The sequence below is a fragment of the Pedobacter sp. 22226 genome (assembly GCF_052045455.1).
GTDB lineage: Bacteria > Bacteroidota > Bacteroidia > Sphingobacteriales > Sphingobacteriaceae > Pedobacter > Pedobacter jeongneungensis.
The window spans coordinates 172,988-197,627 of record NZ_JBQEPB010000012.1; the positions used below are offsets into that span (position 1 = coordinate 172,988).

Annotated in this window: 26 protein-coding genes; 8 read left to right on the forward strand and 18 right to left on the reverse strand. The window is 42.2% G+C overall.

Translation table 11 applies throughout. The features are described 5' to 3' along the window. Positions 1–214: 214 nt before the first annotated feature. Entirely contained in the window at positions 215–1,114 is a 900-nt protein-coding gene (locus ACTJKC_RS23720; protein WP_440795931.1) for an SDR family oxidoreductase, read from the reverse strand. A gap of 242 nt (positions 1,115–1,356) precedes the next feature. On the opposite strand from ACTJKC_RS23720, the gene ACTJKC_RS23725 reads away from it, so the two are divergent. Then, the gene (locus ACTJKC_RS23725) at positions 1,357–1,917 is read left to right on the forward strand and encodes a PPC domain-containing DNA-binding protein (RefSeq protein WP_440795933.1); all 561 of its coding nucleotides are present in this window, start codon (positions 1,357–1,359) and stop codon (positions 1,915–1,917) included. 2 nt (positions 1,918–1,919) lie between these two features. After that, positions 1,920–2,216, forward strand: coding sequence for a hypothetical protein (locus ACTJKC_RS23730; RefSeq protein ID WP_440795935.1), 297 nt, complete (start codon positions 1,920–1,922; stop codon positions 2,214–2,216). A gap of 73 nt (positions 2,217–2,289) precedes the next feature. Here ACTJKC_RS23730 and ACTJKC_RS23735 read toward each other — a convergent pair whose 3' ends face one another. The 5 genes from ACTJKC_RS23735 to ACTJKC_RS23755 are packed head-to-tail and all read right to left on the reverse strand — an operon-like array spanning position 2,290 to position 6,156. After that, entirely contained in the window at positions 2,290–3,483 is a 1,194-nt protein-coding gene (locus tag ACTJKC_RS23735) for an ATP-binding protein (RefSeq protein ID WP_344851950.1), read from the reverse strand. Between the two features lies 1 nt (position 3,484). Further along, positions 3,485–4,489 carry a serine/threonine protein kinase gene (locus ACTJKC_RS23740; protein ID WP_440795937.1) on the reverse strand — a complete coding sequence of 335 codons (1,005 nt, stop codon included), beginning with the start codon at positions 4,487–4,489 and terminating at the stop codon, positions 3,485–3,487. Continuing rightward, the gene (locus ACTJKC_RS23745; protein ID WP_240183039.1) at positions 4,482–4,901 is read right to left on the reverse strand and encodes an anti-sigma regulatory factor; all 420 of its coding nucleotides are present in this window, start codon (positions 4,899–4,901) and stop codon (positions 4,482–4,484) included. Before ACTJKC_RS23745 ends, ACTJKC_RS23740 begins: the two co-directional genes overlap by 8 nt. Beyond that, complete coding sequence (locus tag ACTJKC_RS23750; RefSeq protein WP_025143602.1) at positions 4,876–5,283, reverse strand: STAS domain-containing protein; 408 nt, start codon at positions 5,281–5,283, stop codon at positions 4,876–4,878. The genes ACTJKC_RS23745 and ACTJKC_RS23750 overlap by 26 nt, the downstream gene beginning before the upstream one ends. Positions 5,284–5,286: 3 nt before the next feature. Continuing rightward, positions 5,287–6,156 (reverse strand): STAS domain-containing protein, encoded by an 870-nt coding sequence (locus ACTJKC_RS23755; RefSeq protein WP_344851948.1) that lies wholly within the window; start codon positions 6,154–6,156, stop codon positions 5,287–5,289. A 359-nt stretch (positions 6,157–6,515) separates the two neighbouring features. On the opposite strand from ACTJKC_RS23755, the gene ACTJKC_RS23760 reads away from it, so the two are divergent. Both ACTJKC_RS23760 and ACTJKC_RS23765 read left to right on the forward strand, forming a co-directional pair. Continuing rightward, the gene (locus tag ACTJKC_RS23760; protein WP_440795940.1) at positions 6,516–9,023 is read left to right on the forward strand and encodes an excinuclease ABC subunit A; all 2,508 of its coding nucleotides are present in this window, start codon (positions 6,516–6,518) and stop codon (positions 9,021–9,023) included. 494 nt (positions 9,024–9,517) lie between these two features. Next, positions 9,518–10,636 (forward strand): hypothetical protein, encoded by a 1,119-nt coding sequence (locus ACTJKC_RS23765; RefSeq protein ID WP_440795942.1) that lies wholly within the window; start codon positions 9,518–9,520, stop codon positions 10,634–10,636. A gap of 194 nt (positions 10,637–10,830) precedes the next feature. On the opposite strand, the gene ACTJKC_RS23770 is transcribed toward ACTJKC_RS23765, so the two are convergent. From ACTJKC_RS23770 to ACTJKC_RS23785, 4 genes are all read right to left on the reverse strand, one after another. Continuing rightward, positions 10,831–11,853 carry an LLM class flavin-dependent oxidoreductase gene (locus ACTJKC_RS23770; protein ID WP_440795944.1) on the reverse strand — a complete coding sequence of 341 codons (1,023 nt, stop codon included), beginning with the start codon at positions 11,851–11,853 and terminating at the stop codon, positions 10,831–10,833. Between the two features lie 76 nt (positions 11,854–11,929). Then, positions 11,930–12,613, reverse strand: a complete 684-nt coding sequence (locus ACTJKC_RS23775) for a lipid-binding SYLF domain-containing protein (protein WP_440795945.1) — start codon at positions 12,611–12,613, stop codon at positions 11,930–11,932. A gap of 171 nt (positions 12,614–12,784) precedes the next feature. Continuing rightward, positions 12,785–13,483: a DUF1826 domain-containing protein gene (locus tag ACTJKC_RS23780; RefSeq protein ID WP_440795947.1), complete on the reverse strand. Its 699-nt coding sequence runs from the start codon at positions 13,481–13,483 to the stop codon at positions 12,785–12,787. 65 nt (positions 13,484–13,548) lie between these two features. After that, the gene (locus tag ACTJKC_RS23785) at positions 13,549–13,935 is read right to left on the reverse strand and encodes a hypothetical protein (protein WP_440795949.1); all 387 of its coding nucleotides are present in this window, start codon (positions 13,933–13,935) and stop codon (positions 13,549–13,551) included. Positions 13,936–14,147: 212 nt separating this feature from the next. Between ACTJKC_RS23785 and ACTJKC_RS23790 the strand changes: the two genes are divergently transcribed. Continuing rightward, on the forward strand, positions 14,148–15,002 hold the full coding sequence (locus tag ACTJKC_RS23790; RefSeq protein ID WP_440795951.1) for a hypothetical protein: 855 nt from the start codon (positions 14,148–14,150) through the stop codon (positions 15,000–15,002). Positions 15,003–15,105: 103 nt separating this feature from the next. Here the strand turns inward: ACTJKC_RS23790 and ACTJKC_RS23795 are convergent, their stop codons facing one another. The 5 genes from ACTJKC_RS23795 to ACTJKC_RS23815 all read right to left on the reverse strand — a co-directional run bounded on the left by ACTJKC_RS23795 (position 15,106) and on the right by ACTJKC_RS23815 (position 19,605). Beyond that, positions 15,106–17,313 carry a peptidase domain-containing ABC transporter gene (locus ACTJKC_RS23795; protein WP_440795953.1) on the reverse strand — a complete coding sequence of 736 codons (2,208 nt, stop codon included), beginning with the start codon at positions 17,311–17,313 and terminating at the stop codon, positions 15,106–15,108. Continuing rightward, positions 17,310–18,515 carry an HlyD family secretion protein gene (locus ACTJKC_RS23800; protein ID WP_440795955.1) on the reverse strand — a complete coding sequence of 402 codons (1,206 nt, stop codon included), beginning with the start codon at positions 18,513–18,515 and terminating at the stop codon, positions 17,310–17,312. Before ACTJKC_RS23800 ends, ACTJKC_RS23795 begins: the two co-directional genes overlap by 4 nt. Positions 18,516–18,588: 73 nt before the next feature. Continuing rightward, positions 18,589–18,804: a bacteriocin gene (locus ACTJKC_RS23805; RefSeq protein ID WP_440795957.1), complete on the reverse strand. Its 216-nt coding sequence runs from the start codon at positions 18,802–18,804 to the stop codon at positions 18,589–18,591. Between the two features lie 70 nt (positions 18,805–18,874). After that, positions 18,875–19,108, reverse strand: coding sequence for a hypothetical protein (locus ACTJKC_RS23810; RefSeq protein ID WP_113951768.1), 234 nt, complete (start codon positions 19,106–19,108; stop codon positions 18,875–18,877). Positions 19,109–19,371: 263 nt separating this feature from the next. Continuing rightward, positions 19,372–19,605: a hypothetical protein gene (locus ACTJKC_RS23815; RefSeq protein WP_025143589.1), complete on the reverse strand. Its 234-nt coding sequence runs from the start codon at positions 19,603–19,605 to the stop codon at positions 19,372–19,374. Positions 19,606–20,060: 455 nt separating this feature from the next. Between ACTJKC_RS23815 and ACTJKC_RS23820 the strand changes: the two genes are divergently transcribed. Together ACTJKC_RS23820 and ACTJKC_RS23825 are read left to right on the forward strand one after the other, a co-directional pair. Beyond that, positions 20,061–21,545, forward strand: a complete 1,485-nt coding sequence (locus ACTJKC_RS23820) for an alpha-amylase (protein ID WP_440795959.1) — start codon at positions 20,061–20,063, stop codon at positions 21,543–21,545. Positions 21,546–21,594: 49 nt separating this feature from the next. After that, positions 21,595–21,834, forward strand: a complete 240-nt coding sequence (locus ACTJKC_RS23825) for a hypothetical protein (protein ID WP_440795961.1) — start codon at positions 21,595–21,597, stop codon at positions 21,832–21,834. Between the two features lie 141 nt (positions 21,835–21,975). On the opposite strand, the gene ACTJKC_RS23830 is transcribed toward ACTJKC_RS23825, so the two are convergent. Further along, positions 21,976–22,206 (reverse strand): hypothetical protein, encoded by a 231-nt coding sequence (locus tag ACTJKC_RS23830; RefSeq protein ID WP_344851933.1) that lies wholly within the window; start codon positions 22,204–22,206, stop codon positions 21,976–21,978. Positions 22,207–22,617: 411 nt separating this feature from the next. On the opposite strand from ACTJKC_RS23830, the gene ACTJKC_RS23835 reads away from it, so the two are divergent. After that, positions 22,618–22,866: a hypothetical protein gene (locus ACTJKC_RS23835; RefSeq protein ID WP_440795963.1), complete on the forward strand. Its 249-nt coding sequence runs from the start codon at positions 22,618–22,620 to the stop codon at positions 22,864–22,866. A gap of 320 nt (positions 22,867–23,186) precedes the next feature. Here the strand turns inward: ACTJKC_RS23835 and map are convergent, their stop codons facing one another. Together map and ACTJKC_RS23845 are read right to left on the reverse strand one after the other, a co-directional pair. Beyond that, the gene (gene map, locus ACTJKC_RS23840) at positions 23,187–23,951 is read right to left on the reverse strand and encodes a type I methionyl aminopeptidase (RefSeq protein WP_440795965.1); all 765 of its coding nucleotides are present in this window, start codon (positions 23,949–23,951) and stop codon (positions 23,187–23,189) included. A 52-nt stretch (positions 23,952–24,003) separates the two neighbouring features. After that, entirely contained in the window at positions 24,004–24,633 is a 630-nt protein-coding gene (locus tag ACTJKC_RS23845; protein ID WP_344851930.1) for a TetR/AcrR family transcriptional regulator, read from the reverse strand. Between the last annotated feature and the right edge of the window lie 7 nt (positions 24,634–24,640).

Here is a 24,640-nt window from a genome sequence, read left to right on the forward strand (position 1 = left end):
CAGGACAACATTAAATACCCGGAATAGTTTAGAATCTGACAAATTTTACCTGAAACATAGCAGGCCTTAGCAGGAAAGCAAGTGTTGTGCAGCCGGTAGTCTGAAAATAAAAATCCTAGCAGAGCCAAACAAATGGCAGGCAAAACGCTTCAAAATTGGGTCAAAAAAAAAGCTCCTTCTGCCCGAAGAAGCTTTTTTTAAGCATTTAAGATGATTAAGGATGGCCACTGCCACCTGCCGAACCATAAATTTGTCCGGTTGCGTAACTCGCATTATTATCTGCAAGCTGAACATAAATTGATGCGAGTTCTGCGGGCTGACCGGGACGGCCCAAAGGCGTTACTTCGCCAAACTTTACAATAGCTTCCTGTGGCTGCCCGCCGCTGGTTTGTAAGGGCGTCCATATCGGCCCGGGGGCTACTCCGTTTACCCTGATTCCTTTAGGCCCCAATTGCTTGGCTAAAGATTTTACAAAGGCTACGTTTGCCGCTTTTGTTTGTGAATAATCAAACAGGTTTTCGGAAGGATCATAAGCCTGTACAGAGCTGGTAGCAATAATCACAGCACCTGCAGGCAGTATAGGCAGGGCGGCTTTGGTAATCCAGAATGGCGCATATATATTGGTTTTCATCGTTGCATCAAAGTCTGCCGTGCTGATATCCAGAAGCGAATCTACTGCCTGCTGGTGACCGGCATTGTTTACCAGAATGTCAATGCCGCCGAGTTTTTCTTCAGCCTGTTTAACCAGTGATTCGCAAAAAGATTCAATGGTAATATCGCCGGGGATACCGAACCCTTTTCTTCCTGCTGCAGCAATTAATGCAAGCACCTCATCAGCATCCGATTGTTCCTGAGGAAGGTAATTAATCACTACATCGGCACCTTCCCTTGCATAAGCAATTGCGGCAGCACGGCCAATACCAGAATCGCCGCCGGTAATTAGTGCTTTACGCCCCAAAAGCCTGCCACTCCCCTTGTAACTTTCTTCACCATGGTCGGGAACAGGATCCATTTTTGAAGCCAGTCCGGGTACTTCCTGTGGCTGCTTAGCAAATGGTGGTCCCGGATATTTTTTTGCCGGATTTTCTAAAGGTTTTTGATTTTGTTCAAGCATATGTTTTTCATTTTCGGGCCGGTTCAATCCAGATCATAGCGTGGCCCATGACATTGATCTGCGGGACAAAGATTACCCTTGTCCCGTTATTTGAACATCGAAAACAGAAGATTTGTTCAGTAAAATTAACAACCGGTGTGTTTTATTAAGGCGCTGGCAAAATCTGCCGGTTTCTCATATTTCAGTTCTAAAGGTGCAAACAATCGGCCTGCTGACAGGGTTTAATTAATAAAACCTTGAACATGAAAAACAATTTCTTAAAAATTTGTCTGATGATGGTAACTGGTCTGTCGGCCCTTGAAGTATCTGGTCAGGAATATGTTTCTCCAACCAAAGCGGTTGAAACGGGAAAGGCTCCTAAAATGAAAGTTAAACTCCTCAATACTAACGGAAAGAGCAGCACCTATCTGATTGTTTTTTCTAAAGGGGATGAAGTGGTATCGGGCCTGACCGATTTTGCGAAACAATATAAGGTTACCTCTGCCCATTATACGGCTATTGGGGATGCGGTTTCTGCAAAAGCAGGATGGTATGATTATAAAAGAAAAGAATTTAAGGTGATCCCGATTGACACTGCAGAAGTAACTTCTTTTATTGGAGATATTGCCATGTACAATGGAAAACCGGTTGCCCATACTCATTTTAGTGCCGCCACCAGCGATGGCATTGTACATGGCGGCCATTTGCTCGAGCTTATTATTGGCCCGACGCTGGAACTGATAGTAACTACAGAACCCGGTACACTATACAAAAAGCTTGACCCGGAATTTAATGCTGCTTTTATAGATCCGGCGCAAAAATAAATATGCAAAACCATCATAAAATTAACCTGCGTCCCTTTAGCATGCAGGTACAACAGGGCAATTTAACTGAAACCATCAGCATCCAGTTCGAAAACGGTGTTTTTGAGATTGTTCATGAAGGACGTGTGCTGGGAGCATTGAGGCCCCCGGGCGAAGATTGGCAACTATTGCCTTATGAGCAGCTCTCTGAAGAAATAGCACTTTTTGAAATTGACCTTCAACTACAACATGGCGGCCCTGAACTTCATGCTGCACTGATCAATGAAATTATCGGGGAGATAGAAAACCGGCTAAAATAAGCTGTTGCCGGTATTAATTCATAAATAATTGATTACCGGCTATTTGCAATCCCATAATGTGATCTATAATTTATTAACAAACAGGAAAAGCGAAAGAAAAAGATGATCCTTCATTCGGTACGCTCTCAACCCAGATTCGTCCGCCATGATCGGATATAATCTTTGAAGTAATATAAAGGCCCATACCCAGACCCGGATGAGAATTGCTCACCTCTTCCAAACGGTAAAATTTATCAAATATACGTTCTATACCCTCTTTTGACATGCCAAGCCCACTGTCTGTAACTGTAACTGTTATGTTTTTCCCGTCAGGAGAAAGTTTGGTTAACACCTCAATGGCAGAATTTTTTGGTGAATATTTTACGGCGTTTCCCAGCAGATTGGTGAGCACCTGCTCTAAGCGCAGCGGATCTGCCTTTATCCGGCAGTTTTCGCCAAGTGTTAACTTAATTTTGTTTCCAATATGAACATTCGACAGGATTTCGAGTGCCTCTTTTATAAAGGAGTTCAGATCGACTTCTACCAGGTCATACTGCAGACTGCCATTCTCAATTTTTGACACATCCATTAACTGCTGGGCAAGAAGCGACAGTTTACTTGTCTGCAGGTCAAGCTTATCCAGTACCCCTGATACTCTTTCGGAATATTCACCCTTCAGGTTTTTTAGCATCTGGGTATATGCCTTTACCACGGTTATTGGAGTTTTTAGTTCATGACTGGCAATGGAAATAAATTCTTTCTTCTTTTCATCAAGTTCACGGCGCATGCGGATTTCTTCTTCCTGCTCACCGGTAAGCCTGTTAAGGTGGCTATTTTTGTTTTTAATCTCCTCGTATGCATTTAAAGGCTCTGCGTTTTCGAAATAAGCCTTCAAAAGAACGAGTTTTGGTTCGTCAAGTTTAAGTGAACGGGGAAGCCCGAGGCCCATTTCGATTACATAAGCATTTCCCGATGAATTAAAGGTAAAATCGGGAAGCAGTTTTTTGGCATAAAAAAAGCCTTCGTCGCTGGCCCTGAAAACCTGATCCGAATCGAAAACAATATGTGCATATAATGAATAACGCGGAAATTTTCCGGAAATAATGATGTTTACCCTTCCGTTATCGGTGTATTCGATAGCTGTTCTAGCCACCTCCGATACTGCAGTAGCAAATGTTGTACGCGTAGCAACGGTTAATCCAAGCTGTTCGCCTACCTGCATTGAACGGCGGTGCGCCAATACCAGGTCCATTTCATTTTCAAGGGAAATATCAAGGATTTCTTTCATATTAACGAACTTTAATGATTATAACTGACATATCATCGGTCCTACGCGCATGGTCTTTATAAATACATGCGGCTAAAATGGATGGATCATGTTTTAAAATTCCGGGATATTTGGTGATTTCCCACCTTGTTTTTATCCCATCTGAACATAAAACCAGCTGGTTATACTCGGCCGTGCTATAAATTTGATCATTCATCGTTGTTGGGATATTGTGCCCGACAATTCCGTTATATGACATGTGGTTTTTGGATGCCGATGGCCCGATCCACTTTGCTGCAATATTTCCGATCCCTGAGGAAGACCATTCCCGTTTTTCGCTGTTGTAATGGGTGACATTGGCAACCATACCCCGGGTTTTGCGGATGGAAGAATGAATAAAGCGAAGGGTTTCAACCGGACTGCTGTGGGGAAATACCCTGAACGCCGCAGCCGCTTCATTTACCGCCTTATTGGCCTCAGGACCATGGCCTAAACCGTCTCCCAGCATAAGCTTAAGGTCCAGACCATTGGTTTTCAACAGAAATCCGTCGCCGCTAACTTTCTCGCCGGGTTTGCTAACCACTATCGGTCTAACAGTTAAGCCAGTTCTGGCGGGAAGTTCGCCTATGTAAATCCGGCTTAGCAAAATGGTGCCCCAGCCGGCAAGCGAATAAATATCGAAAGTGTCCGAAAGCCTCTTAATGCTTCCCAAACCAGCACCAAGGGTATTGCTGGTCGAAATACCATCCATCATCATTCTTGACGGATTCTGCATCCCCGGTCCGCTGTCTATACTGATAAGTTCGACATATGGCACTCCGTTTTCACTAAAATTACCAAAGAGGATTTCTCCTTCATCTGCATATTTAAACAGGTTGCTGGTCATTTCTGCAACGATAATATCTACCTCTGCAATCCTGCCCGCTTCCATTCCGGCATCCATCAAGCGCTGATGGATTTCCTTTTTTAGCAGTGAAAAATAACTTCTGTCGTTAGCCTGAAGGCTTACATGTGTAGCATCAACCATTTGCCCATTTTAATATCATCACAACTGTCCCCTCACCGGGCTTGCTCTTTAAATCAAATTCGTTACATAATCTCTTTGCCCCGGGAAGTCCGAGCCCGAGGCTCTTTCCTGTAGAAAAACCATCCCGCATGGCTGCAGCAATATCTTCAATACCCGGCCCCTTGTCCGAAAAGGTAAGTCTTACGCCATTGTCGCGTCCGCGTGTTACTACTTCGATCAGGCAGTTGCCACCACCGCCGTAACGCAGCATATTCCTGAGCAGCTCACTTGCAGCGGTAATAAGCTTGGTCTGGTTAACCAAACCCATCTTAATTTTTACGGCAGCCTCGCGGATCCTGTTGCGCAAAAGAACCACATCCTGTTCCCTTTGCACCTGAACGGTATCTTTACTCAGTGAAAGTATCATCATCATCGGTTTCGTCTTCGTCCCCGTGATCATCCCCTATCATAGACTTTAGCAGGTTCATCCCTCTTTCAACATCAAGCGCGGTATGCACACCTTTTAGTGGCAATCCTAACTCAATCAGCGTTATGGCTACAGCAGGCTGCATTCCCACCACCACAGTTTCAGCATCCAGGATTTTGGACATGCTTGCAATGTTGCCGATAATACGCCCCATAAAGGAATCGACTATGGACACTGCCGAAATATCAATCAGTACACCTTTCGAACTGGTTTTATTCACCATTTGAACCAGGTCAGCCTCAAGATCAAGCGCAAGCCTGTCATAAAGGTCAACCTGAATGGTTACCAGCAGAAAGTTTCCCATCCTAAGAATAGGAATTTTATCCATTTTTTATAAATTATTAGATTTTTGAACAGAACTGCTTTTACGAACCTCCAGCCTTAACACTTTAAATGCATAAGATAATGCACTTGCCAGGGTTGCTTTGGTTATAATATTGGATAAATCTATACCAAGGTGAACAACGGTTTGTGCGATTTCCGGTCTGATACCACTAATTATACATTCTGCACCCATTAAACGGGTTGCGCTAACGGTTTTAATCAGGTGCTGGGCCACAAGCGAATCTACAGCCGGTACGCCCGAAATATCAAGGATGGCAATGCTCGAGCCTGTCTCCACAATTTCCTGAAGCAGGTTTTCCATAACTACCTGGGTACGTGAACTGTCAAGGGTGCCGATTATCGGAAGTGCTAAAATGCCATCCCATACGCGGATTACAGGAGTTGAAATTTCTGCAATCTCGTCGGTTTGACGGAGGATTACTTCTTCCCTGCCTTTGATAAATGTTTCGAAGGTAACAATACTGAGGTTATCCATAACCCTGTTTATTTTAAGGCTTTCCTCGAATAATTGCTTTGGATCCTCAACTTCGTGCTGCAATACCTCAAGTAAAGCCTCTTTTAACGTGTGTACAAACCTCCCTGTTTCGCGTGGGGAAAATCCCTGGCGGGCACGTGTAATGGCTATACCGCCTAATATTTCTATAACCGGGTTCCAGCTGTCCCCTTCAAGGTCAACCAGGTCCTCTCCTGAAAGATTAGCAACCAAGGCAGAAATCAGTTCTTCTGACTGAGTTCTAAGATCTTCATTGCTGATCAGGTCTTCTCTCAGCCCCTCATCTGAGAGTTGGTTTTTCATCCAGGTTTCAAGGATGTTCTTTTTTTGTTTTTGTAGCAATTTCAGCGTATTAAATGACATATTAGATGAACGGTTAAGGTTTTAGACTTGACTTTCCATACGGGATTTTTAGTTGCGAAAGGTAAGCAATGTCTTTTGTAATATAAAATTAATAATTCGCCTTTATTGACCACTCCGGTAGAGAAAATATCATATTTTGATTCAATAACATCCAAACTGTTTCTTTCTCAACCAGACTTTTACCCAATACATTAATGTAAATATTACACTACATATCATAATTTAGTGATTTTTCCTGCTTACCAAAATTAAACAATACCATCGATGGTGAAATTTGAGGAAGGTACTCACCAGTAAAATCCATTTTAGTAAAACCTAGTCAGCCACCTGGGTGTTGCATAAAATAAAATGATTGAAATATGGCAGGGAAAGAAAATGGGAATATGATCAGGGTCCGCGGTGCAAGAGAACATAACCTTAAAGATATCAGTCTCGATATCCCGAGAGATCAGCTCGTGGTTTTTACCGGAGTATCAGGATCGGGGAAATCTTCACTTGCGTTTGGAACGCTGTATGCCGAGGCACAGCGCCGGTATCTTGAATCGGTATCACCATATGCCCGCAGGCTGTTCAATCAGATGAGCGTACCAGAGGTCGACTCAATTGACGGGCTTCCGCCCGCTGTAGCACTCCAGCAGCAGCGCGGTGGCACAAGTACGCGCTCCTCTGTGGGAAGCGTAACTACCTTATCCAACCTCTTGCGCATGTTATATTCGAGGGCAGGCGATTATCCAAAAGGCCAGTCCATCATTTATGCAGAGGGATTTTCTGCGAATACGCCAGAAGGCGCATGTCCTGAATGTCACGGACTGGGCAGTGTTTTTGAAGTAACTGAAAAAACCATGGTTCCTGATCCCGGCCTCACGATTCGAGAACGGGCGGTTGCCTCATGGCCGCTTGCCTGGCAGGGTCAAAACCAGCGGGACATACTGGTATCGATGGGGTACAATGTCGATATTCCATGGAGAGATCTTCCGGCAAAAGACCGTGAATGGATACTTTTTACGGAGGAAACTCCAACAGTGCCTGTTTATCCGGGTTTAACTCCGCAGGAAACGGCAAATGCCATAAAAAACAAAAGGACACCAGACTACATGGGTACTTTCATCGGTGCGAAGCCCTATGTGCTCAAAACATTTTCTTCAAGCCAGTCTGAACTGATGAAGAAAAGGGTAAGCCAGTACATGATCAGCGCTTCCTGCCCTTTATGCCATGGCAAGAAACTAAGAAAAGAATCACTTTCGGTGGGTTTTGACGGAAAAGATATTGCGGTACTTTCAGGATTATCCCTATCCGAGCTGTCGGTCATTTTCAAAAAATATTCAGTTCTTCAAAAAGGCCCGCAGCCGGAGAAACAGATTGTAATGCAACGGATCTGCGCAGACATACTTTCCCGGATCGAAGTGATGCTGGAGCTCGGGCTTGGTTACCTGAGCCTGGAACGTACCACGCCAACTTTATCTCCGGGAGAACTTCAGCGGTTAAGACTCGCCACCCAGGTCCATTCAAATCTTTTTGGCGTCATCTATGTTCTGGATGAACCCTCGGCCGGCCTTCATCCTTCAGATACAATGGCACTTTTAGGCATTCTGGACAAACTGAAAAATGCAGGAAACAGTATTTTTGTGGTAGAGCATGAGATCGAGGTGATTAAACATGCCGACTGGATTGTTGATGTGGGACCAGGTGCCGGCGGAAACGGAGGGCAGATTCTTTACAGCGGCCCGCCGGACGGTTTAAAAAATATAACCAATTCAACTACAGCTTCATTTTTATTTGATGATCAAACTCCCGGCATCCGTACCCCAAGAAAAGCCACAAGCCAATTGAGCATTTCAGGGGCATGCCGTCATAACCTGAAAAATGTGGATGTTGATTTCCCGCTGGGCGTGCTCACCTGCGTTACCGGAATATCCGGATCCGGGAAAAGCAGCCTGGTTAGCCAGGTTCTTGTTGAGTTGGTTGCAGATGGCCTGGGACAGAAAACAGATAGCGGAGAAGAACGTGTTGAAGGACCGGAATCAACAGCCATTGCACCGGTTGAGGGGAAAATATCAGGCGGCCTGGCAGAAATCACCCGGTTGGTTGTGGTTGACCAACGACCTATAGGGCGTACGCCACGATCAAACCTCGCAACCTACACAGGTTTGTTCGATCAGGTACGAAAGCGATTTGCCGAAACCGCGCTCGCCAGAAAACGCAGGTATGATGCCGGTCGTTTTTCTTTCAACGTAGCTAAAGGAAGGTGCCCGCACTGCCTTGGCGAAGGTTTTGTAATGGTAGAACTCCTGTTTTTGCCCAGTGTATATACTCCTTGCCCTACCTGCAATGGATCACGATATAATCCTGCAACCCTTGAAGTTACCTATAAGGATAAAAACATTGCCCAGATCCTGGAAATGACCGTAGATGAGGCCTGTGATTTTTTTGATGAGGATCCTGCGGTTTACCGGGCGCTTGATATTGTGCGGGAGGTAGGACTTGGTTACCTCAGGCTTGGACAGGCGGCAACAGAACTCTCAGGTGGCGAAGCACAGCGCATTAAACTGGCCACCGAACTGCAAAAAAGCCAGAAAGGCTCATCGCTGTATGTCCTCGATGAGCCCACCACAGGGCTTCACCCCTCCGATGTTGAACGGTTGTTAGTGCAGCTCAACAAACTGGCTGATGCCGGAAATACCGTTGTGGTGGTTGAACATGATATGCAGGTTATTGCGCAAAGCGACTGGGTTATTGATATTGGTCCGGGAGCAGGTGAAAATGGAGGGAAAATTTTATATAGCGGTCCGGTTGAAGGACTGATCAAATGCAAAGAGAGCAAAACAGCACCTTTTCTTTCGGCATACTTCCGAAGAGATGATAAATAGGAACATTGCCGCAGCCCGGTATAGAAATTCTGCTCAATTAACCAATCCGAGGCACTTGTTTCTATCCGGGTTTATGCGCTGATTTATCTCTGTTATTTTTTTAACCGTCCGTTTCGTCAATATGATATTTTTCATATTTTAGGCTCCCAATAGGCAAGAGCCCTTGGGTAACGCTCAATCCCTTCCGGTATTAACGATATCCAGGATCACTCCTGACCTGAATTAATACAAAACTTTAATTATTTATAGCTATGTCCACAACGCTCAAACCCGTCCCTACCGATTATGAACGCCTGATTTTATCCGGCAAAGATTTTTTTCCCTTTCCCCCGCCTTCGCCCAAATCAAGCTGAGAATCCAAAGCAAGAACAGTCGTCATTTCCCTGGCAGCCAAAGCACCCTATATCGGAGGTACCATCAGTTACGTAATCAAAAGTTTCTGGCAGGAAGCGAAAGCTGATATCTGGGCGCAGGTTAGTGAAAATGTTTCAAGAATGGTTGAACTTGCTATCCTGGAATTTGAAATCACCCGCGATGGAAGCGAACTCATGGCGATTAAAAGCGACATGGTTTCCTACGTGGTGGCCAAAAATAAATCAGAGCAGGCCATGCAGCTCAATACACTCATCAGCAAGTGCACCGAAATGTATTTCAAGCTGATTAAATCCAAAAATAAACATAAACTTATCCCCTTTACCGTTGCATTTTCGCTGGTGCACCTGGCCATACTTAAAGAAAGGGTTGATTCAGGAGAAGCACTTTACGGAGAGTTTGATGATGCCTGGGTAATTGATCTGCAGCGGCAGATAGAAAACTACCAGTCGTTTTTTAACGAACAGATTCCTGCGCTGATAGAATGGCGTGCTTCTCAGATTGTTTACGAAAGTATTACCACAGGCAAACTGATTAAAGACACCGATATCGAAATAAACGACACCTTCGGGAAAAGGTCATTTAAGAAGAGCTACAGGTTCGTTGATGGCAAAGATTACAGGAAGGAAGAACTGCTAAAAATTAAAGAAGGCTGGATGTCTTTCTGGATGGCCGATTTTGCGCAGTCATACGCCTCCTTTTTTTATACCAACCGCCTGATGCCCGGTTCAGAATCAGTACCTCCGGCCATTGATCCGGCTTTTAATAAAATTACCATAGGCCCCTTTTCACCAGGCAACGAAAACGAACTGCGCCCATTGCGTCCGGCAAATGAGAGCCAGAAATCTGGAAAAATTAAGGAAATTATCTACAATTTCGGTGACAGCATGGACAGTTTCCAGGTGAACTTTGAAAGTCATGACGGGCAGCGGGCAACCAAAATTGGTGGCGATAAAACAAAAACCATCAAGGTTGATCCTGATAAAGAACTTGTTGCGTTACGGTTTTATTATTCGCAGCCTTATATCGGCCTTGCCCCTTTAAAGTCCATCAACTTTGTTTATAGCGACGGGACGGAAAGTGAAACTGCAATGTTAAAAGAAAAACAGGTATTAAAATACCAGGAAATTAAGATACCGGCAAATTATGAGATCACTAATTTACGATCTGCCCGGGATGCTACCGAACGCTTCTCCTACTGGTTCTGGCTGGAATTGACATTCAAGCCATATTACCCATAATATCCTTAAGCTGAATAAGTTGCATATTGAGGTAGCTTAAGCGAAGAACTAAAATGGATGATCCTGATTTCACTTCGGATCATCCATTTAAACTATTGTTTAAGAGACTTGCAATTGGACCGGTTTCATACAAAACAGGCCTCCTCAAAATCCCGGTTAATGATGCTGTTTTTAAACCAATGGCAATAAACCTTTTATCTCCAGCCCAATTCTGGAGCAACATGTTCTAAAATAGCCGATAGCACATGGATATTGTAATCTACTCCTAAAGTATTCGGTATAGTAAGCAACAACGTATCTGCTTCCTGTATAGCCTCATCGTTTTTCAGTTCTTTAATAAGCTGATCAGGTTCAGCTGCATAACTCTTGCCAAAAACAGCACGTTTATCGGCTTCGATGTAGCCAAAGCTATCGGCGCCTTTTCCCTGCTGTCCGAAGTAGTACCTGTCCTGATCATTAACCAGTGCAAAAATCGACCGGCTTACCGAAACCCTTGGTTCGCGCTGGTGACCGGCGTTTTTCCATGCTTCCTTGTACAACCTAATTTGTTCGGCCTGCTGGATATGAAAAGGTTTACCACTTTCATCAAACTTTAAGGTAGAACTTTGCAGGTTCATGGCATTTTCTGCCGCCCATACAGCAGTTGCATTAGAGGCAGCACCCCACCAGATGCGTTCACGCAGTCCATTCGAATAGGGCTCCAGGCGTAGCAGGCCGGGTGGGTTCGGGAACATGGGATAAGGATTTGGCTCGGCAAACCCATCGCCTTTTAATTTATCCAAAAATACCAGGGCTTTCTTACGGCCCATATCTGCATCGGTTTCACCATCTTCAGGCGCATAACCGAAGTAACGCCAGCCTTCGATTACCTGCTCGGGCGATCCGCGGCTAATACCAAGCTGCAGGCGACCTTCTGAAATCAGGTCAGCAGCGCCCGCATCTTCTGCCATATAAAGCGGATTTTCATAGCGCATATCGATAACACCTGTTCCGATCTCTATTTTAGTTGTTTTTGCCCCGATTGCAGCAAGCAGGGGAAATGGCGATGCCAGCTGACGTGCAAAATGATGCACACGGAAATACGCGCCATCCAAACCTATTTCTTCTGCTGCCACAGATAAATCAATGGATTGCAGTAAGGTATCGCCCCCGGTACGCGTTTGGTAGGTGGGATGGTCAGACCAATGCCCGAATGATAAAAAACCTATTTTCTTCATCGATTTGCTTATTTAATATGAGTAGTATCCCGGCAGGTTCTCAAAAACCGGCGCCGGGCAGAAGTTTTCTGATATGTTATTTTAAAGAAGTTAGGGATGCTTTTATTTTAGTAACGGCATCATCCGGATCACCCTGTGAAGCAAATATCTCTGCCGGGCCCATCCCCTTTCCGTAAAAAAGTGCATCTGCAGCCGTATCGAACTCAAGCGAAGCTCCATTTAATGATATCCCGGCAAAAAGCCCCTTGCTGCGCGAATAGGAATATACCTCGGCATCTAGTTTATAATCGGTATTGGCGGTAGAATTACGTCCAATCGGACCGGCTGCAATCGAAAGATCACCACCTAGCGTAAAACTGCTTTTCTTTATAGCGGTAATACTGCTGCTGTGCTTAAAAACCAATACCAGCTCAACAGATTGTATTCCAGCCTGTAAACCAACGCTTCCGCCGGTTAGGGTTACAAATACCGGATTGCTCCAGCTGCCGTCTTCCCTTTTCACCATTGCTATTCCCCTGCCACGTTTACCGCCAACTACAAAGCCGGCATTGATTAGTTTGGGCACAATAATGATCCCTTCGGTAACTTTAAGGAGCGAAGATGGGATAGACTCCTTCATTTTTCCAAAATCATCCAGCACAATACCCGCTGCCTGTAACCTTTTTTTCTCTTTATCCTGCGCATTGGCCTGAGATGGTGCTAAAAGAACCGTAATGCAGAGCGAGGCCAGGCTTATTCTGACCAATTTGTTGAAATTCATATTTTGAGGTTTAAAATTAAATGGCTGCCGGTAATTTCCACAGACAGGATGATCCTATAACGGGATGGGCAGCCAAATTTATATAACGGTTGCAAGCTTTGTAGAAAAATCTCCTACAAATTACTTTCCAGTGAAAAAACCCGCATGGCAACAAGGGATTTAACGTAATATTTAACAGATCAGGAGCAATCTGTATTCACCATTTTTTTCGGCAGGTGCACGGTGTACGCAAGGTAAAGTCTGTTTTTCAGGATGATCTACCGCTAACCTCCACATATGGCCCAATCCAAGAGTAACATGCCTTGCACCAGGTTTTGGCTGATAATGCAAATCAAAATAATGTTCGGTTAAAAAGCTTTCAAAATCTGTTTCCCTACCGTTATGCAGTTCTTTAAGTTTTTGCCGGATTTCCGGAATCAGAATTTTTTGTTCAACCTCATTGTTAGCTATAATTTCACTGGCGGCACCGTAATACGTACATAAAAAAGTATCAGAACCAATCGGCGAACGGTCTACATGATAAGAATACACATCTGTTGAAATAAAATCCAGTTCCTCATCACGCTGGTAACTTTTAATTAAATTGAGTGTGGGTGATGCCCCGAAATCTGCCAGCAATTTAAAATCATTTAATATAATTTCCCTGGCCATTTTACCTTTTTCGGATAGTTGCAGCGCATGGAGATCTTCTACAGTAATTTCGGTCAGGTCTTCTTTCAATTGAAGTTTAGAAACAATTTCCTTAAAATCTCCGGCCAGGTTTCTGTACCAGCAAATTGCATTCGTATCGCCCTTAAAATTTGTATCTACAAGCTTAGAAAAAGTAGAAACCACCTCAACCTGATCATTATCAGAAAATATATTATCCATGTATTAGCATAAATTAGCCATTTAATTTCATGCAAAAATAAGGATTAGATTAATCTTAACAACAACTAACGGACAGCCCTAACCGCTTTATCAAAAGAGAACACCAGGTTTTTCTGGTCTACCGCAGTTAATGGAATTTCGTGGCTATCTTTCCCCTCACCTGTGGTAAAATAAACGGTCGATTGCGCTGTCTGTCCCTTTTCAAGCCCGTCTTCAAAAAGTGCAATTCCGAATAAACTTATATCTGTTTTGGAAGAAGCAATGATGCTAACCGTACCAAGATCGTAATTTCCGTTATTTTTTAAGGTAACAACTCCATTTTTATAAGTATAAGAAAGCCCCTTAACTGTGGCCAGGTAGGTTTTGTTTTTACTGGTAACCGGCTGATAAGTCTGTGCTTGTACCGCAAAAAAGCTGATCACTAGAAATGAGGCCAGTATTATTTTTTTCATGGGTGATTTTTTTATAAAAATACGCTAAAAGAAAAATATTCCAATATATTTTCAGCGTTTAATGGCTATATCCGGTTATCTCCACATTAGTCAAAAATTGCCTGCAGCAAAATAAATACCGAAAAAATTTATAAAAAACCATTACAACAGATCTTACAAAAAACAAATTTACACCACGGGCTGTTTGAGATTAAATCTGATTACTCACTCACATGGAAGAAAAATATATTCCCGCAGGTCATGCCTCTGGCTCCGGCATCCTGACTACTATAGCCATCGGCATTATTGCCTCTGTTTTGCTGCCGCTTTTTTATATTATTCTTTCTCAGTTAATCCCTAACATATGGTTCATCGCCATTTGCGCATTTTTACTCGGCATGCTCCTGGGCCTGGCAATCGATCAGGGCATCAGGATTGGTAAAATCAGAAACCTTAAGGTTGCTCTGGCCATTGCAGCGGGATGCAGTTTACTCGCATTTTACATTCAGTGGGTTTTCTTTGATGCAGTAATGTATAGCCGCAAGGGTTTTACCTTTAACCAGAGTACGGCGGATCTCAGACAACTTGCATTGGATATGGGGTTCCTATTTGTTCACCCCGGGATATTATTTAAGGAAATCGTAGCCCTGAATGAAGTCGGCACCTTCCGGATTCAGGGAAGCGATAATATTTCAGGACTTCTGCTTTGGGCAATCTGGGCAGGTGAATTCCTGGTAATTACGGGAGGTACCCTTGCGGTTGCCTGGAACGGCCAGGTTAAAATTCCCTATTCAGAGCTGAACGATCAGTGGATGCAGCGCCGTTCGCCAAATCTCCTTATTCCCTTTGTACATGACAAAGAATACCTGTTGAATCAGTTGAGAAACAAGAACTTTGATGTATTGAAAAACAGTTCGGAGGCAATTATGGAGCCCAATTATGCTGAAGTGGTGGTGTACGAATCAACCGGCGACCCTACAAAATTTATTACCGTACTAAACGTTACCGCTCCTACGGGAAGAAATAAGCAGGCGAAAAAGAAAATTGTGTTTTCCCATTATCCACTTCCAAACCATGCAGCAATTTAGCGGAATTTTCAAATCATCTGATGGGCAACATTCTGCTGTTCCCTGTAAAAATTTTAATGCGCCATTAAGAAAAACAGAATTAGTGGCTATAGATTTCAACCCCTTAAACATTTACCACAGCAGGAAACTGTTTTTGCCACATACCTGTGTACATCCCTTTTAACTTTACAAGTTGTTGATGCGTTCCTTCTTCTATTAATTTTCCTTCTTTTAATACAACAATTTTATCCGCATTTACCACAGTACTTAAGCGATGGGCGATTAAAATAATGGTTTTTCCATTTTCCCTGAGTAAAGAAATGGCATGATGGATATGCTCTTCAGAAGAAGAATCAAGTGAAGAAGTAGCCTCATCGAGAATCAGAATTTCGGGATCGCGGTATAAGGCCCTTGCAATGGCTAAACGCTGCCGCTGTCCGCCTGATAAATTAGTGGCATTTTCGCCCAGATAAGTATCAAATCCATTAGGGAGCCGTTCGATAAAATCCATAATATGCAGTTGCGCACAGATGCGGATAATTTTTTTCATGTCGGGTTCCATTTCTCCGACAGCAATGTTATCGATTACATTGCCCGCAAAAAGATGCACATCCTGCGGAACAACCGCTACCAGTTTTCTTAAACTTTCGTTGGTGAGGTAATTAATATCGAACTCCCCGATCATAATGTTGCCGGATTGTAGCGGATAAATATTTTGAAGCAGCGACAATAATGTCGTTTTTCCCGATCCGCTTTCCCCTACCACAGCCGTAATTTTCCCTTTGGGCACATGCAGGTTAAATCCATCGAACACGGTTACGCGTGTGCCATACCTGAAATTTACATCCCTGAATTCAATATCTCCGATCATATCTGGCGTTAAATCAGTTCTGTTTTCTGTTTTTTCGCGCTCAAGGTCCATAATTTCGAACAACCTGTCGGCAGCGATACGCGCATCCTGAAAAACCTTGTTCATCCCGATCAAACTAATTACCGGACCAGTAAAATAACCAATTATGGCGTAAAATGATAAAAGCTCACCTGGTGTAATCATGTTCTGAAGTACAAAACTTGCACCTGCCCATAACAATATCACCGAAAAAATACTCGAGATAAAGCCACTCGCATTGCCTACCAAAAGTGAATTGGTACCCGAAGTATAAACCGTTTTTAAAAGGTTAATAAACCTGATTTCCGTTTTAAGGTTCGAAAAATTTTCCAGCCCGAAACGTTTGATCGTACTGACCGAGTTTACCGATTCTACCAGTTGGTTTTCCAGTTCTGCACTTTTCTCCATTAACTGGCGCTGCGTGGTTTTATTCAGCCGGTTAGATACATAATACACCAGCGCATACAAAGGCACCACGGTAAGCATAATCAACGCCAGTTTCCAATAATAGGTAAACATTAAAGCGAAAGAGAAAATCAGGATAAAAACATTTACCGCAAAACCAACCAGCACATCGTTTATAAATGCCCTGATTTTAACTGCATCGTTCATCCGCGAAATAATCTCCCCAACACGCATGGTATCAAAGAAAGACTGCGGCAGTTTTAACAGATGTTTGTAATAGCCCAAAATCAACCTGGCATCAATCTGTTGTCCGGTTTTAATGGTTAAAAGGGTTTTCGCGTAATTGATAAAAATCTGCAGTAAAATGATGATAATCATCACTGTACCCATTAAATTAAGGAGATTAGTGTTTCCCTCGGGCAATACGTTATCTACAATTTTCTGGAGAAATATAGAGGTTGATAAACCGAGTATGGTATAAAAAATAGCGCCGACCAACACCTGGATTAAAACCGATTTATGGGGCATCAGCAAATAAATGAATCGTTTTTCAAGCGAAATTCTTTCCGTACCTGCCGTAAAATCATCTCCGGGCAAAAGCATAATTAAAACACCCGTCCATTTTTGCCTGAACTCATCGGGCGTTAATTTCTGCATTTCGCCATAGGCGGGATCCATTACTTCTACATGTGCTTCAGTAATCTTATAAAGTACAATATAGTGTGCAATATTATTGTGGTTTACATGCGCAATAACGGGCAGCGGAATGGTAAAAAGATTATCGTAACTGGCTTTTACTCCTTTAGCCGAAAAGCCTAAACGGGCCGATGCCTCAATCAGCCCTAATACATTGGTGCCTTTTTTATCGGTAGAGGCATACTGACGGATACGTGCAATGGGCATATCCAGACCATAATGAATGGCAATTGAAGCCAGACATGCTGCACCACAGTCGGTAACGTCATGTTGCTTAATAATGGTTTTCTTCGCTTTTTTATCCGATCTTAAAGCCTGAAAAAATTGTTTAATGGTTTTCATAGGCCGGTTACCTGGTTTTCTTTACTTTGAGGAATTACATTTGGGTTTAACCAATCGTCTGCTTTATCGTAAAGCAACTGGAAAAGTGTTCTCCGGGTAACAAAAAAACGGGCCTGTAAAGTCATGCCCTTTTTAATTTTACCGATATAACCATTGCGGAGCTTTAAACTGTTTTTATCTAGCAGGCACCTTACTTTAAAAAAAGGTTGCGCGCCATTCTGCATAAAAACATCGCTCGAAATGGATACCACTTTTCCGGTGGCCATGCCCCATTCGTTGTAGTTATAGGCATCAATCTGAAACCTGGCTTTTGTACCTACGCGTAATAATCCAATATCTTTCGGCTGCACATAGGTTTCGGCGATGAGGCCTGAATCAGGAGAAATTTCTCCCAAAATTTCGTTTGCCGAAATGGAACTTCCCGGCTGAATGCCTTTTAATTGCTGTACGGTTCCGGTAAGCGGAGCTTTAATGGTATAAAATTCCTTTTCTTCCTCATACTGCCGGTCGCGGGAGCCCAGTTGCTGGCGCTGGATATTTAACTGATTAAGTTCGGTTTGCCATTTGCTGCCCTGCTCCTCCCCAATTAAAGAAAGTTCGTTAAATACATTATCTTTTTTAAGCTTAACCTCATCATATTCTAATGCAGAAACCGCCCTTCTCTTATATAAATATGCATAACGGTCGTAATTTTTATAAGCCAGCTGATAACGGGCTTTAGCCTCGGTAACCCGCTGCATAAATAAGCTATACTGCTGACCATAAACGCCAGATTTTAAAGGAAGTTTTTTCGACCAGTCGTTTCGTTTATAGGCGTTGATCAGTAAGCCAAGATCATGTAATTGATCCTCAACATCCGTTTGCTGAAACTGGTTCAGGGCATCCTGGCTTTCGATATTTTCTTTTTTAATGGTCAGTAAAACCTGGCCGGCTTTAACATGCATGTTTTCTTTAATGAACAGCGAATCTATACGGCCGGCAATTAAAGGTTTTATTTCATTCCGTTCTGCAGTTGGCCTGAATAGTCCTGTACTTTTAACATTAACATCAACCTTAATCAGAAACATGGCCAGAAAAGCAGCAATTAATACCACAAGTATAACCTGATATATAACTTTAGTGTACGAGTTATGGGTGTGAAAATGGTATTCAGCCGTATTTTCAATCACTTCCTTCGGAAATATATATTTATCGCTATCCATATCTAAAATTATATACGCATTTGAGCCGGTTTAGTTTTCTGCATAGCAGAAAAGCTTTTACAATGCACAACAATTATTTCATTTGACCTAATAAACCCAGGTTTAAGCCAATATTGTTTCCTGCAGAAAGTGTGGTAGTGCTTTTATAATCACCATCAACTCTTGTAAAGGAAATGCTCAGCAAACTATCGGTTGTAGCTGTAAGTGATATGGCCATTGTGCCTGTATTTCCATCAAATAATCCACCACCATTTATGGCGGTCAGTTCTTTTTCTGATAAATTTTCCATGATTCTGATTTAAATTCAACAGAAAAAGGAGGATAAATGATTATCCTCCTTTTTCAACGCTTATAATATATTATTTACTTAAACTATCGAATAAGCCACTTAAGCTACCACCGATATTATTACCGATTGACAACGAACTTGCACTGGCTTCATCACCATCTTTACTGGCGGTTTGGAATGATAATAAGTTACCGATCCCGATTGATCCTAACAAGCCGCCGGTATTCGACGAATCGTTGCTTCCAAATAAACCACCACCATTAATCTCTTTCATTTCTGTTAAATTCAATTCCTGCATTTTCATAATAAATAGATTTAATTAGCTTACTCTGTTACAGGTTTTCAGCATCCCCTGATTTCGGCTTTCATAGCCATTTAATAAATAAACGCATTAGTTTAACGATCAGATTTTCTTAAACCGCTGTTTTAAACAACACCAACGAATACAATAAACTATTTGGTTGTCAATTAATTAAAACAATTACCTTATTTAAAACGTTAATGTTGACACATAAAAAAAGGACTTCCGGAGAAGTCCCTTTTTTATAAAAGAATTGTCAATTCAAATTAGCTGGTTAAGCTTTTAAATAAACCTTCCAGGCTTCCGCCAATGTTATTCCCTAAAGAGAACGAGGTTTTACTCGATTCATCTCCGTCCTGGGTTTCGTTTGAAAATGATAACAGGTTACCAATTCCGATCGATCCTAACAGACCGCCTGAATTTGACGAATCATTACCACCAAATAAACCACCACCGTTGATTTCTTTCATTTCGTTTAAATTTAACTCTTGAAGTTTCATAACGTTTCTAATTTTAATAATGCCTACTCTATTTGAGGTTTTCGGCTACTCCTTTTATAAACCGGCTTTTAATCGCCGTGGTTATTTAAGAAACGAAGCTAAAGGCGTTAAAGTTTTTGTAAAGCCCTGATTAGCAACTCACAATTAGAATACATTAAACCGTTGAGTTGTTATTTTTGGTATAAGATTTTTAACGCTACAGCGTTCGCGCGTATATATACGGCTGTAACTAAAAATCTTTTTAAACTATTGAAGTTCCATATTAAAATTAATTTTCTGCACCAAATTACTTAAATGGTTGTGACAGATTTTGCAGGGACCAGCAATTTAAAATTTTCTTGATAACGTTTTTTGTATATCCACGGCCATTTTCCTTTGTTTTTATAAACAGATTAAACAATCTTCAAACCTTAAGCGGTAGTTACTGTTGTATCCCCATAAACTTATTATAATATATGGAAAACTATACCATGCTACAATACTTTCAGTGGTACTATCCTTCTGATGGTTCGCTCTGGAAAAAATTAAAGGACGAAGCAACAGAACTCAAATCTTTCGGAATTGATACATTATGGCTTCCTCCTGCACACAAAGGCATGGATGGCGAAAAATCAACAGGTTATGATTCTTACGACCTTTACGACCTGGGTGAATTTGATCAGAAAGGAAGTGTGAGGACCAAATATGGCACCAAGGCTGAATTGCTGGAAGGTGTACGTACCGCACAGGAAGCAGGATTACAGGTATATATGGACATTGTGCTAAACCACCTCGGTGGTGCCGATGAAACAGAAACGGTAACCGTAAGAAAAGTTGATCCCGAAAACAGGAACAATTTCATTTCTGAACCTTATGAAATTGAGGCCTACACCAGGTTTACCTATCCGGGAAGGGCTAAAAAATATTCGGCTTTTGAGTGGGATTTTCAGTGTTTTGCAGGTGTAGATTTTGACAATAAAACCGGTGAAACAGCTATTTTCAGTATTCAAAACCAATATGGCGAAGGCTGGCAGGAAGTTTTAGACAAAGAAAACGGTAATTATGATTACCTGATGCTTACCGATATTGATTACCGGAACCCTCATGTACGCGAGGAAGTTAAAAAATGGGGAGAGTGGCTTCACGAAACGATTAAATTCGATGGTTTCAGGCTGGATGCGATTAAACATATGGATCCTTTATTCTATAACGAATGGCTGGATAATATGCGTGAAAAAACAGGTAAAGAACTGTTTACCGTAGGTGAATATTGGTCGCCGGGTGATTTGGGTTCATTGTTCGAATACATCGATATCACCGAAGGCCGCATGTCGCTTTTTGATGCGCCTTTACAAGGAAATTTTTCGCGTGCATCAAAAGAAGGCAATGCCTTTAACATGAGTGAAATCTTTCAGAATACTTTGGTAGAAACCAGACCCGACCTTGCAGTTACCCTGGTTGAAAACCATGATACACAGCCTTTACAATCGTTAGAGCAAACGGTAGACCATTGGTTCCGCCCGCTGGCTTATGCACTGATCTTGTTGCGCAACACCGGATATCCATGCATTTTTTATCCTGATCTTTATGGCGCCAAATATTGCGATAAAGGAAATGATGGCAATGAACACGAAATTGTGCTCGAACCGGTAAAAGAAATACAGAGCATGCTCGGGCTAAGAAAAAACGTAGTGCATGGTACCCAGCGCGATTATTTCGATCACCCCAACTGCATCGGCTGGACTTTATCGGGTGATGAAGAACATGAAAATTCGGGTATAGCAGTGTTAATTTCTAACGGTGATGAAGGATATAAAGCCATGGAAATGGGCCAGCATTTTGCAGGAAGGGTTTTCCGCGACAGGTTAAACAATATTGAAGCTGAAGTAATTATTGATGAAAATGGTTGGGGAGAATTTTTGGTTGCTGCCGGATCGGTTTCGGCCTGGACAGCAGATTAACCCGATCGGAAATCTCAGTACATCAGTTTAATATATAAATCGAATTAATATGAAAAAGGAACTATTATCAGAGAACGTAAAAATTTTTATGGATTATGCCATAGATACAGTTAAAGCGATGGATGGCGCCCCGGAACATACCGCGGAGGAAAAAGCCGGAGTTATAGCAAGAATTACCCAACTGAAAGCATATCTTAATGATGTGGAGCAGTCTTATCTGGAAAACACACCCGGGGATGATTCTACACCGGTTGATCCCGAATATATTGCTGAAGCCGGGCATAGTTAATAGCACTATGCATTAAGGATTGAAAAAAGAGTATCGTCATTCCCAACTTGAGTGGAAATCTAAAAACTTTATGTAATTAAGATTGAAGACTGCGCGGGAATGACGATAAACCAAATGAAATTTGCACTACCGGGATACTTACTATATGTTATTCACCTCGAATCCACGATAACTTAACATTTCTGCATTGTGGGCTACAATTAAATTAAGTTGTAGCCTTGTAATGAGGTCTTTTGCCCCGGCGATGGCACGGTGAATGTCGTTTACTCCCCTAACTTCAATCCCGTTCGACATCAGTTTAAATTTGTTGGGTTCAAATTTGTCAATGAATTTCTGGAGATCCAAGCTGATCTTTGTCTGTATTTTTTCCATTTAAATCTAATCTTGCTAATGAGCGCAAAGCAAGACAACCTGTTTTAACTTACCGCTTAGTTTATGTTATCAAATGCGCATGATCCGGTACAAATCATTGTCAGTTTTCGGGAAATGTACAGCCATACAAAAATCCAAAGATTTTAGCCAACCCTTTTATGAATTCATGACCATATAACAATGGCGTAACACTGGCCTCCTGTATTTGCGGTATCATATATTTGGTTAGCAATTGAGTTAAAATAAAAGGTCCGGAGTGGTTTCCGGACTTTGTTATTTCCAGGGAAGATTATAATACAATATTTATATCCCGATTGGATTTTCAGGATGAATATGCTTACTTTCGCCCGAAAATAAATTTGACGGTGTTAAACGTGTTGAATTTGCTTAATATTAAAGGAATAACATCGAATGGAAGAAAACGATTTTGTATCCATCTGGCTGGAAGAAACCGGAAATCCGGCCATTGAGGAACTTGCACGGGCGAATGTTGAAATTGCAGATAAAACGGCAAAAACACTTGCAGACAAAGGACTTACCAAAAATGACCTCTCTGTTGTGGTAGATATTAATCCGTTAGAAATTGAGCGCTGGCTTGAAGGCAGACATACTTTTAGTATAAATGTTCTGAAAGAAATTTCTGCAAAACTTAGTGATTAATATCAAGTATAGCATTATGATCCTGCTGCAGGAATTAGTTTAATTGGTTTCCGGCCAGGCCCAAACACTGTTTCTCCGTTTAGTTTTTAAGCCGGTAAGGTCAATTTCTGGAATGCAATGCCTGTGCCTTTCCACTACCTTTAATAAAAAAATTGCGAGCCGGTAGGTTCTAAAGAAAGCGCTATTCGGCTGCGTTAAGCAGGATAAGCCACCCGCGTTGGGCAAAAAAGGCCGAAGTTAACTCAGGAGAAAATCTTAAGCGATGTTAAAAGATTTCTCCACTGCGGTTTAAATGACAATTTTACTTCAGGCATTAGCCACTAATCCCAAATGCCGTTTTCTGCTGTAAATATTATGGGCTCGCCTCCTGTTACCATAATGGTATGTTCATGTTGCGCAACAAAGCCTCCTTTATTACCGCATAAGGTCCAGCCGTCAGCCTGTGTATCTGCAATGGTTGATTGGGTGGAAATAAATGTCTCTATCGCAACCACCGAATTCTTTTTAAAACGGGTAATGTTAAACCGGTCGCAGTAGTTGGCAATCTCATGAGGTGCTTCGTGCAGATTGCGGCCAATGCCATGGCCTGTGAGGTTTTTGATTACAGTGTAACCTGCCTTTTTGGCTTCAGTTTCGATCAATCTCCCGATTTCAGATATCCGCACACCGCCTTTAATGTTACTGATCGCTTTTTTCAATATCTCTTTTGAGGTTTCTACCAACCGGCCATGACCATAAATATCTTCGCCAACAATAAAAGAACCGCCATTATCAGCCCAAAATCCATTTAATTCTGCCGATACATCAATATTGATCAGATCGCCGTTTTTAAGGATTTTATCTGCTGACGGAACACCATGTGCAGCTTCTTCATTAATGCTGATACAGGTATATCCGGGGAAACCATAAGTTAAAAAGGGTGCAGAGCGTGCGCCCATCTCTGCCAGCAATTTGCCGCCATACTCATCCAGTTCTTTTGTCGAAATGCCCGGTTTGGCAAATTCACGCATCTTTTTAAGGGTAATGGCCACAGCAGCGCTTGCCTGTTCCATTCCTGTTTTTTCGCTTTCAGTAGTGATAGACATATTTATATTTTTAGCCGGTCAAATTTAATGGCTTAATGTATTTCGATTAGCCCTAAGAATAAGCCCAGTCGATAATCTGTTTAAGTGATCTTTTTATTTCCTCCTGCCCTTGTTCCGCCTTCACATCAATGCCGCAAAAAGTTCCGTTGGTTTGAGCATACAGCGAAAGGTAATATATTCCGCTAATCAGGATGGCCTCAATGGCCCTTATATTTTTATCGCTGTCTTTAAAATGACTATCATACACAGCTGCAAAGAGCTTTTCGCCTACTTCTTCGCGTTCACGGTTAAGCTCTTTCAATGGCTCAAAATCTTCAGAAAGTCCCCAGGTAACAATTTTCCTCATCTCTTCATTTGCCATTAAAGCATTTAACTGATCTTCAAGCAGCTGATACGCCATTTTCTTTCCGGCATCAGCCTTAGTTAATTCAATTACCTGCGCAGTCTGTTCATCACTAAATCTCCAGTAATCTTTTGTGAAAAGATACTCTCTTACCAATCCTTCCAGCCCTCCGAAATATTTGTAAACCAGTTTTCTGTCTACATTAGCCTTGGCCGCCACCTGCATTACATTTAAACCCTTAAAACCATTTTCGATGAGAATGACACCAAGCGAATCTATCAGTTTTTGTTTCGTTCTTTCTTTATTTCTTAAAGGTCCGTCGGTTATTTTTCTGCCCATCGAATGA

Coding starts and splice junctions, on each gene's coding strand:
- ACTJKC_RS23720 (WP_440795931.1), bottom strand. CDS start 1,114: ATGCTTGAACAAAATCAAAAACCTTTAGAAAATCCGGCAAAAAAATAT.
- ACTJKC_RS23725 (WP_440795933.1), top strand. CDS start 1,357: ATGAAAAACAATTTCTTAAAAATTTGTCTGATGATGGTAACTGGTCTG.
- ACTJKC_RS23730 (WP_440795935.1), top strand. CDS start 1,920: ATGCAAAACCATCATAAAATTAACCTGCGTCCCTTTAGCATGCAGGTA.
- ACTJKC_RS23735 (WP_344851950.1), bottom strand. CDS start 3,483: ATGAAAGAAATCCTTGATATTTCCCTTGAAAATGAAATGGACCTGGTA.
- ACTJKC_RS23740 (WP_440795937.1), bottom strand. CDS start 4,489: ATGGTTGATGCTACACATGTAAGCCTTCAGGCTAACGACAGAAGTTAT.
- ACTJKC_RS23745 (WP_240183039.1), bottom strand. CDS start 4,901: ATGATGATGATACTTTCACTGAGTAAAGATACCGTTCAGGTGCAAAGG.
- ACTJKC_RS23750 (WP_025143602.1), bottom strand. CDS start 5,283: ATGGATAAAATTCCTATTCTTAGGATGGGAAACTTTCTGCTGGTAACC.
- ACTJKC_RS23755 (WP_344851948.1), bottom strand. CDS start 6,156: ATGTCATTTAATACGCTGAAATTGCTACAAAAACAAAAAAAGAACATC.
- ACTJKC_RS23760 (WP_440795940.1), top strand. CDS start 6,516: ATGGCAGGGAAAGAAAATGGGAATATGATCAGGGTCCGCGGTGCAAGA.
- ACTJKC_RS23765 (WP_440795942.1), top strand. CDS start 9,518: ATGGTTGAACTTGCTATCCTGGAATTTGAAATCACCCGCGATGGAAGC.
- ACTJKC_RS23770 (WP_440795944.1), bottom strand. CDS start 11,853: ATGAAGAAAATAGGTTTTTTATCATTCGGGCATTGGTCTGACCATCCC.
- ACTJKC_RS23775 (WP_440795945.1), bottom strand. CDS start 12,613: ATGAATTTCAACAAATTGGTCAGAATAAGCCTGGCCTCGCTCTGCATT.
- ACTJKC_RS23780 (WP_440795947.1), bottom strand. CDS start 13,483: ATGGATAATATATTTTCTGATAATGATCAGGTTGAGGTGGTTTCTACT.
- ACTJKC_RS23785 (WP_440795949.1), bottom strand. CDS start 13,935: ATGAAAAAAATAATACTGGCCTCATTTCTAGTGATCAGCTTTTTTGCG.
- ACTJKC_RS23790 (WP_440795951.1), top strand. CDS start 14,148: ATGGAAGAAAAATATATTCCCGCAGGTCATGCCTCTGGCTCCGGCATC.
- ACTJKC_RS23795 (WP_440795953.1), bottom strand. CDS start 17,313: ATGAAAACCATTAAACAATTTTTTCAGGCTTTAAGATCGGATAAAAAA.
- ACTJKC_RS23800 (WP_440795955.1), bottom strand. CDS start 18,515: ATGGATAGCGATAAATATATATTTCCGAAGGAAGTGATTGAAAATACG.
- ACTJKC_RS23805 (WP_440795957.1), bottom strand. CDS start 18,804: ATGGAAAATTTATCAGAAAAAGAACTGACCGCCATAAATGGTGGTGGA.
- ACTJKC_RS23810 (WP_113951768.1), bottom strand. CDS start 19,108: ATGAAAATGCAGGAATTGAATTTAACAGAAATGAAAGAGATTAATGGT.
- ACTJKC_RS23815 (WP_025143589.1), bottom strand. CDS start 19,605: ATGAAACTTCAAGAGTTAAATTTAAACGAAATGAAAGAAATCAACGGT.
- ACTJKC_RS23820 (WP_440795959.1), top strand. CDS start 20,061: ATGGAAAACTATACCATGCTACAATACTTTCAGTGGTACTATCCTTCT.
- ACTJKC_RS23825 (WP_440795961.1), top strand. CDS start 21,595: ATGAAAAAGGAACTATTATCAGAGAACGTAAAAATTTTTATGGATTAT.
- ACTJKC_RS23830 (WP_344851933.1), bottom strand. CDS start 22,206: ATGGAAAAAATACAGACAAAGATCAGCTTGGATCTCCAGAAATTCATT.
- ACTJKC_RS23835 (WP_440795963.1), top strand. CDS start 22,618: ATGGAAGAAAACGATTTTGTATCCATCTGGCTGGAAGAAACCGGAAAT.
- map (WP_440795965.1), bottom strand. CDS start 23,951: ATGTCTATCACTACTGAAAGCGAAAAAACAGGAATGGAACAGGCAAGC.
- ACTJKC_RS23845 (WP_344851930.1), bottom strand. CDS start 24,633: ATGGGCAGAAAAATAACCGACGGACCTTTAAGAAATAAAGAAAGAACG.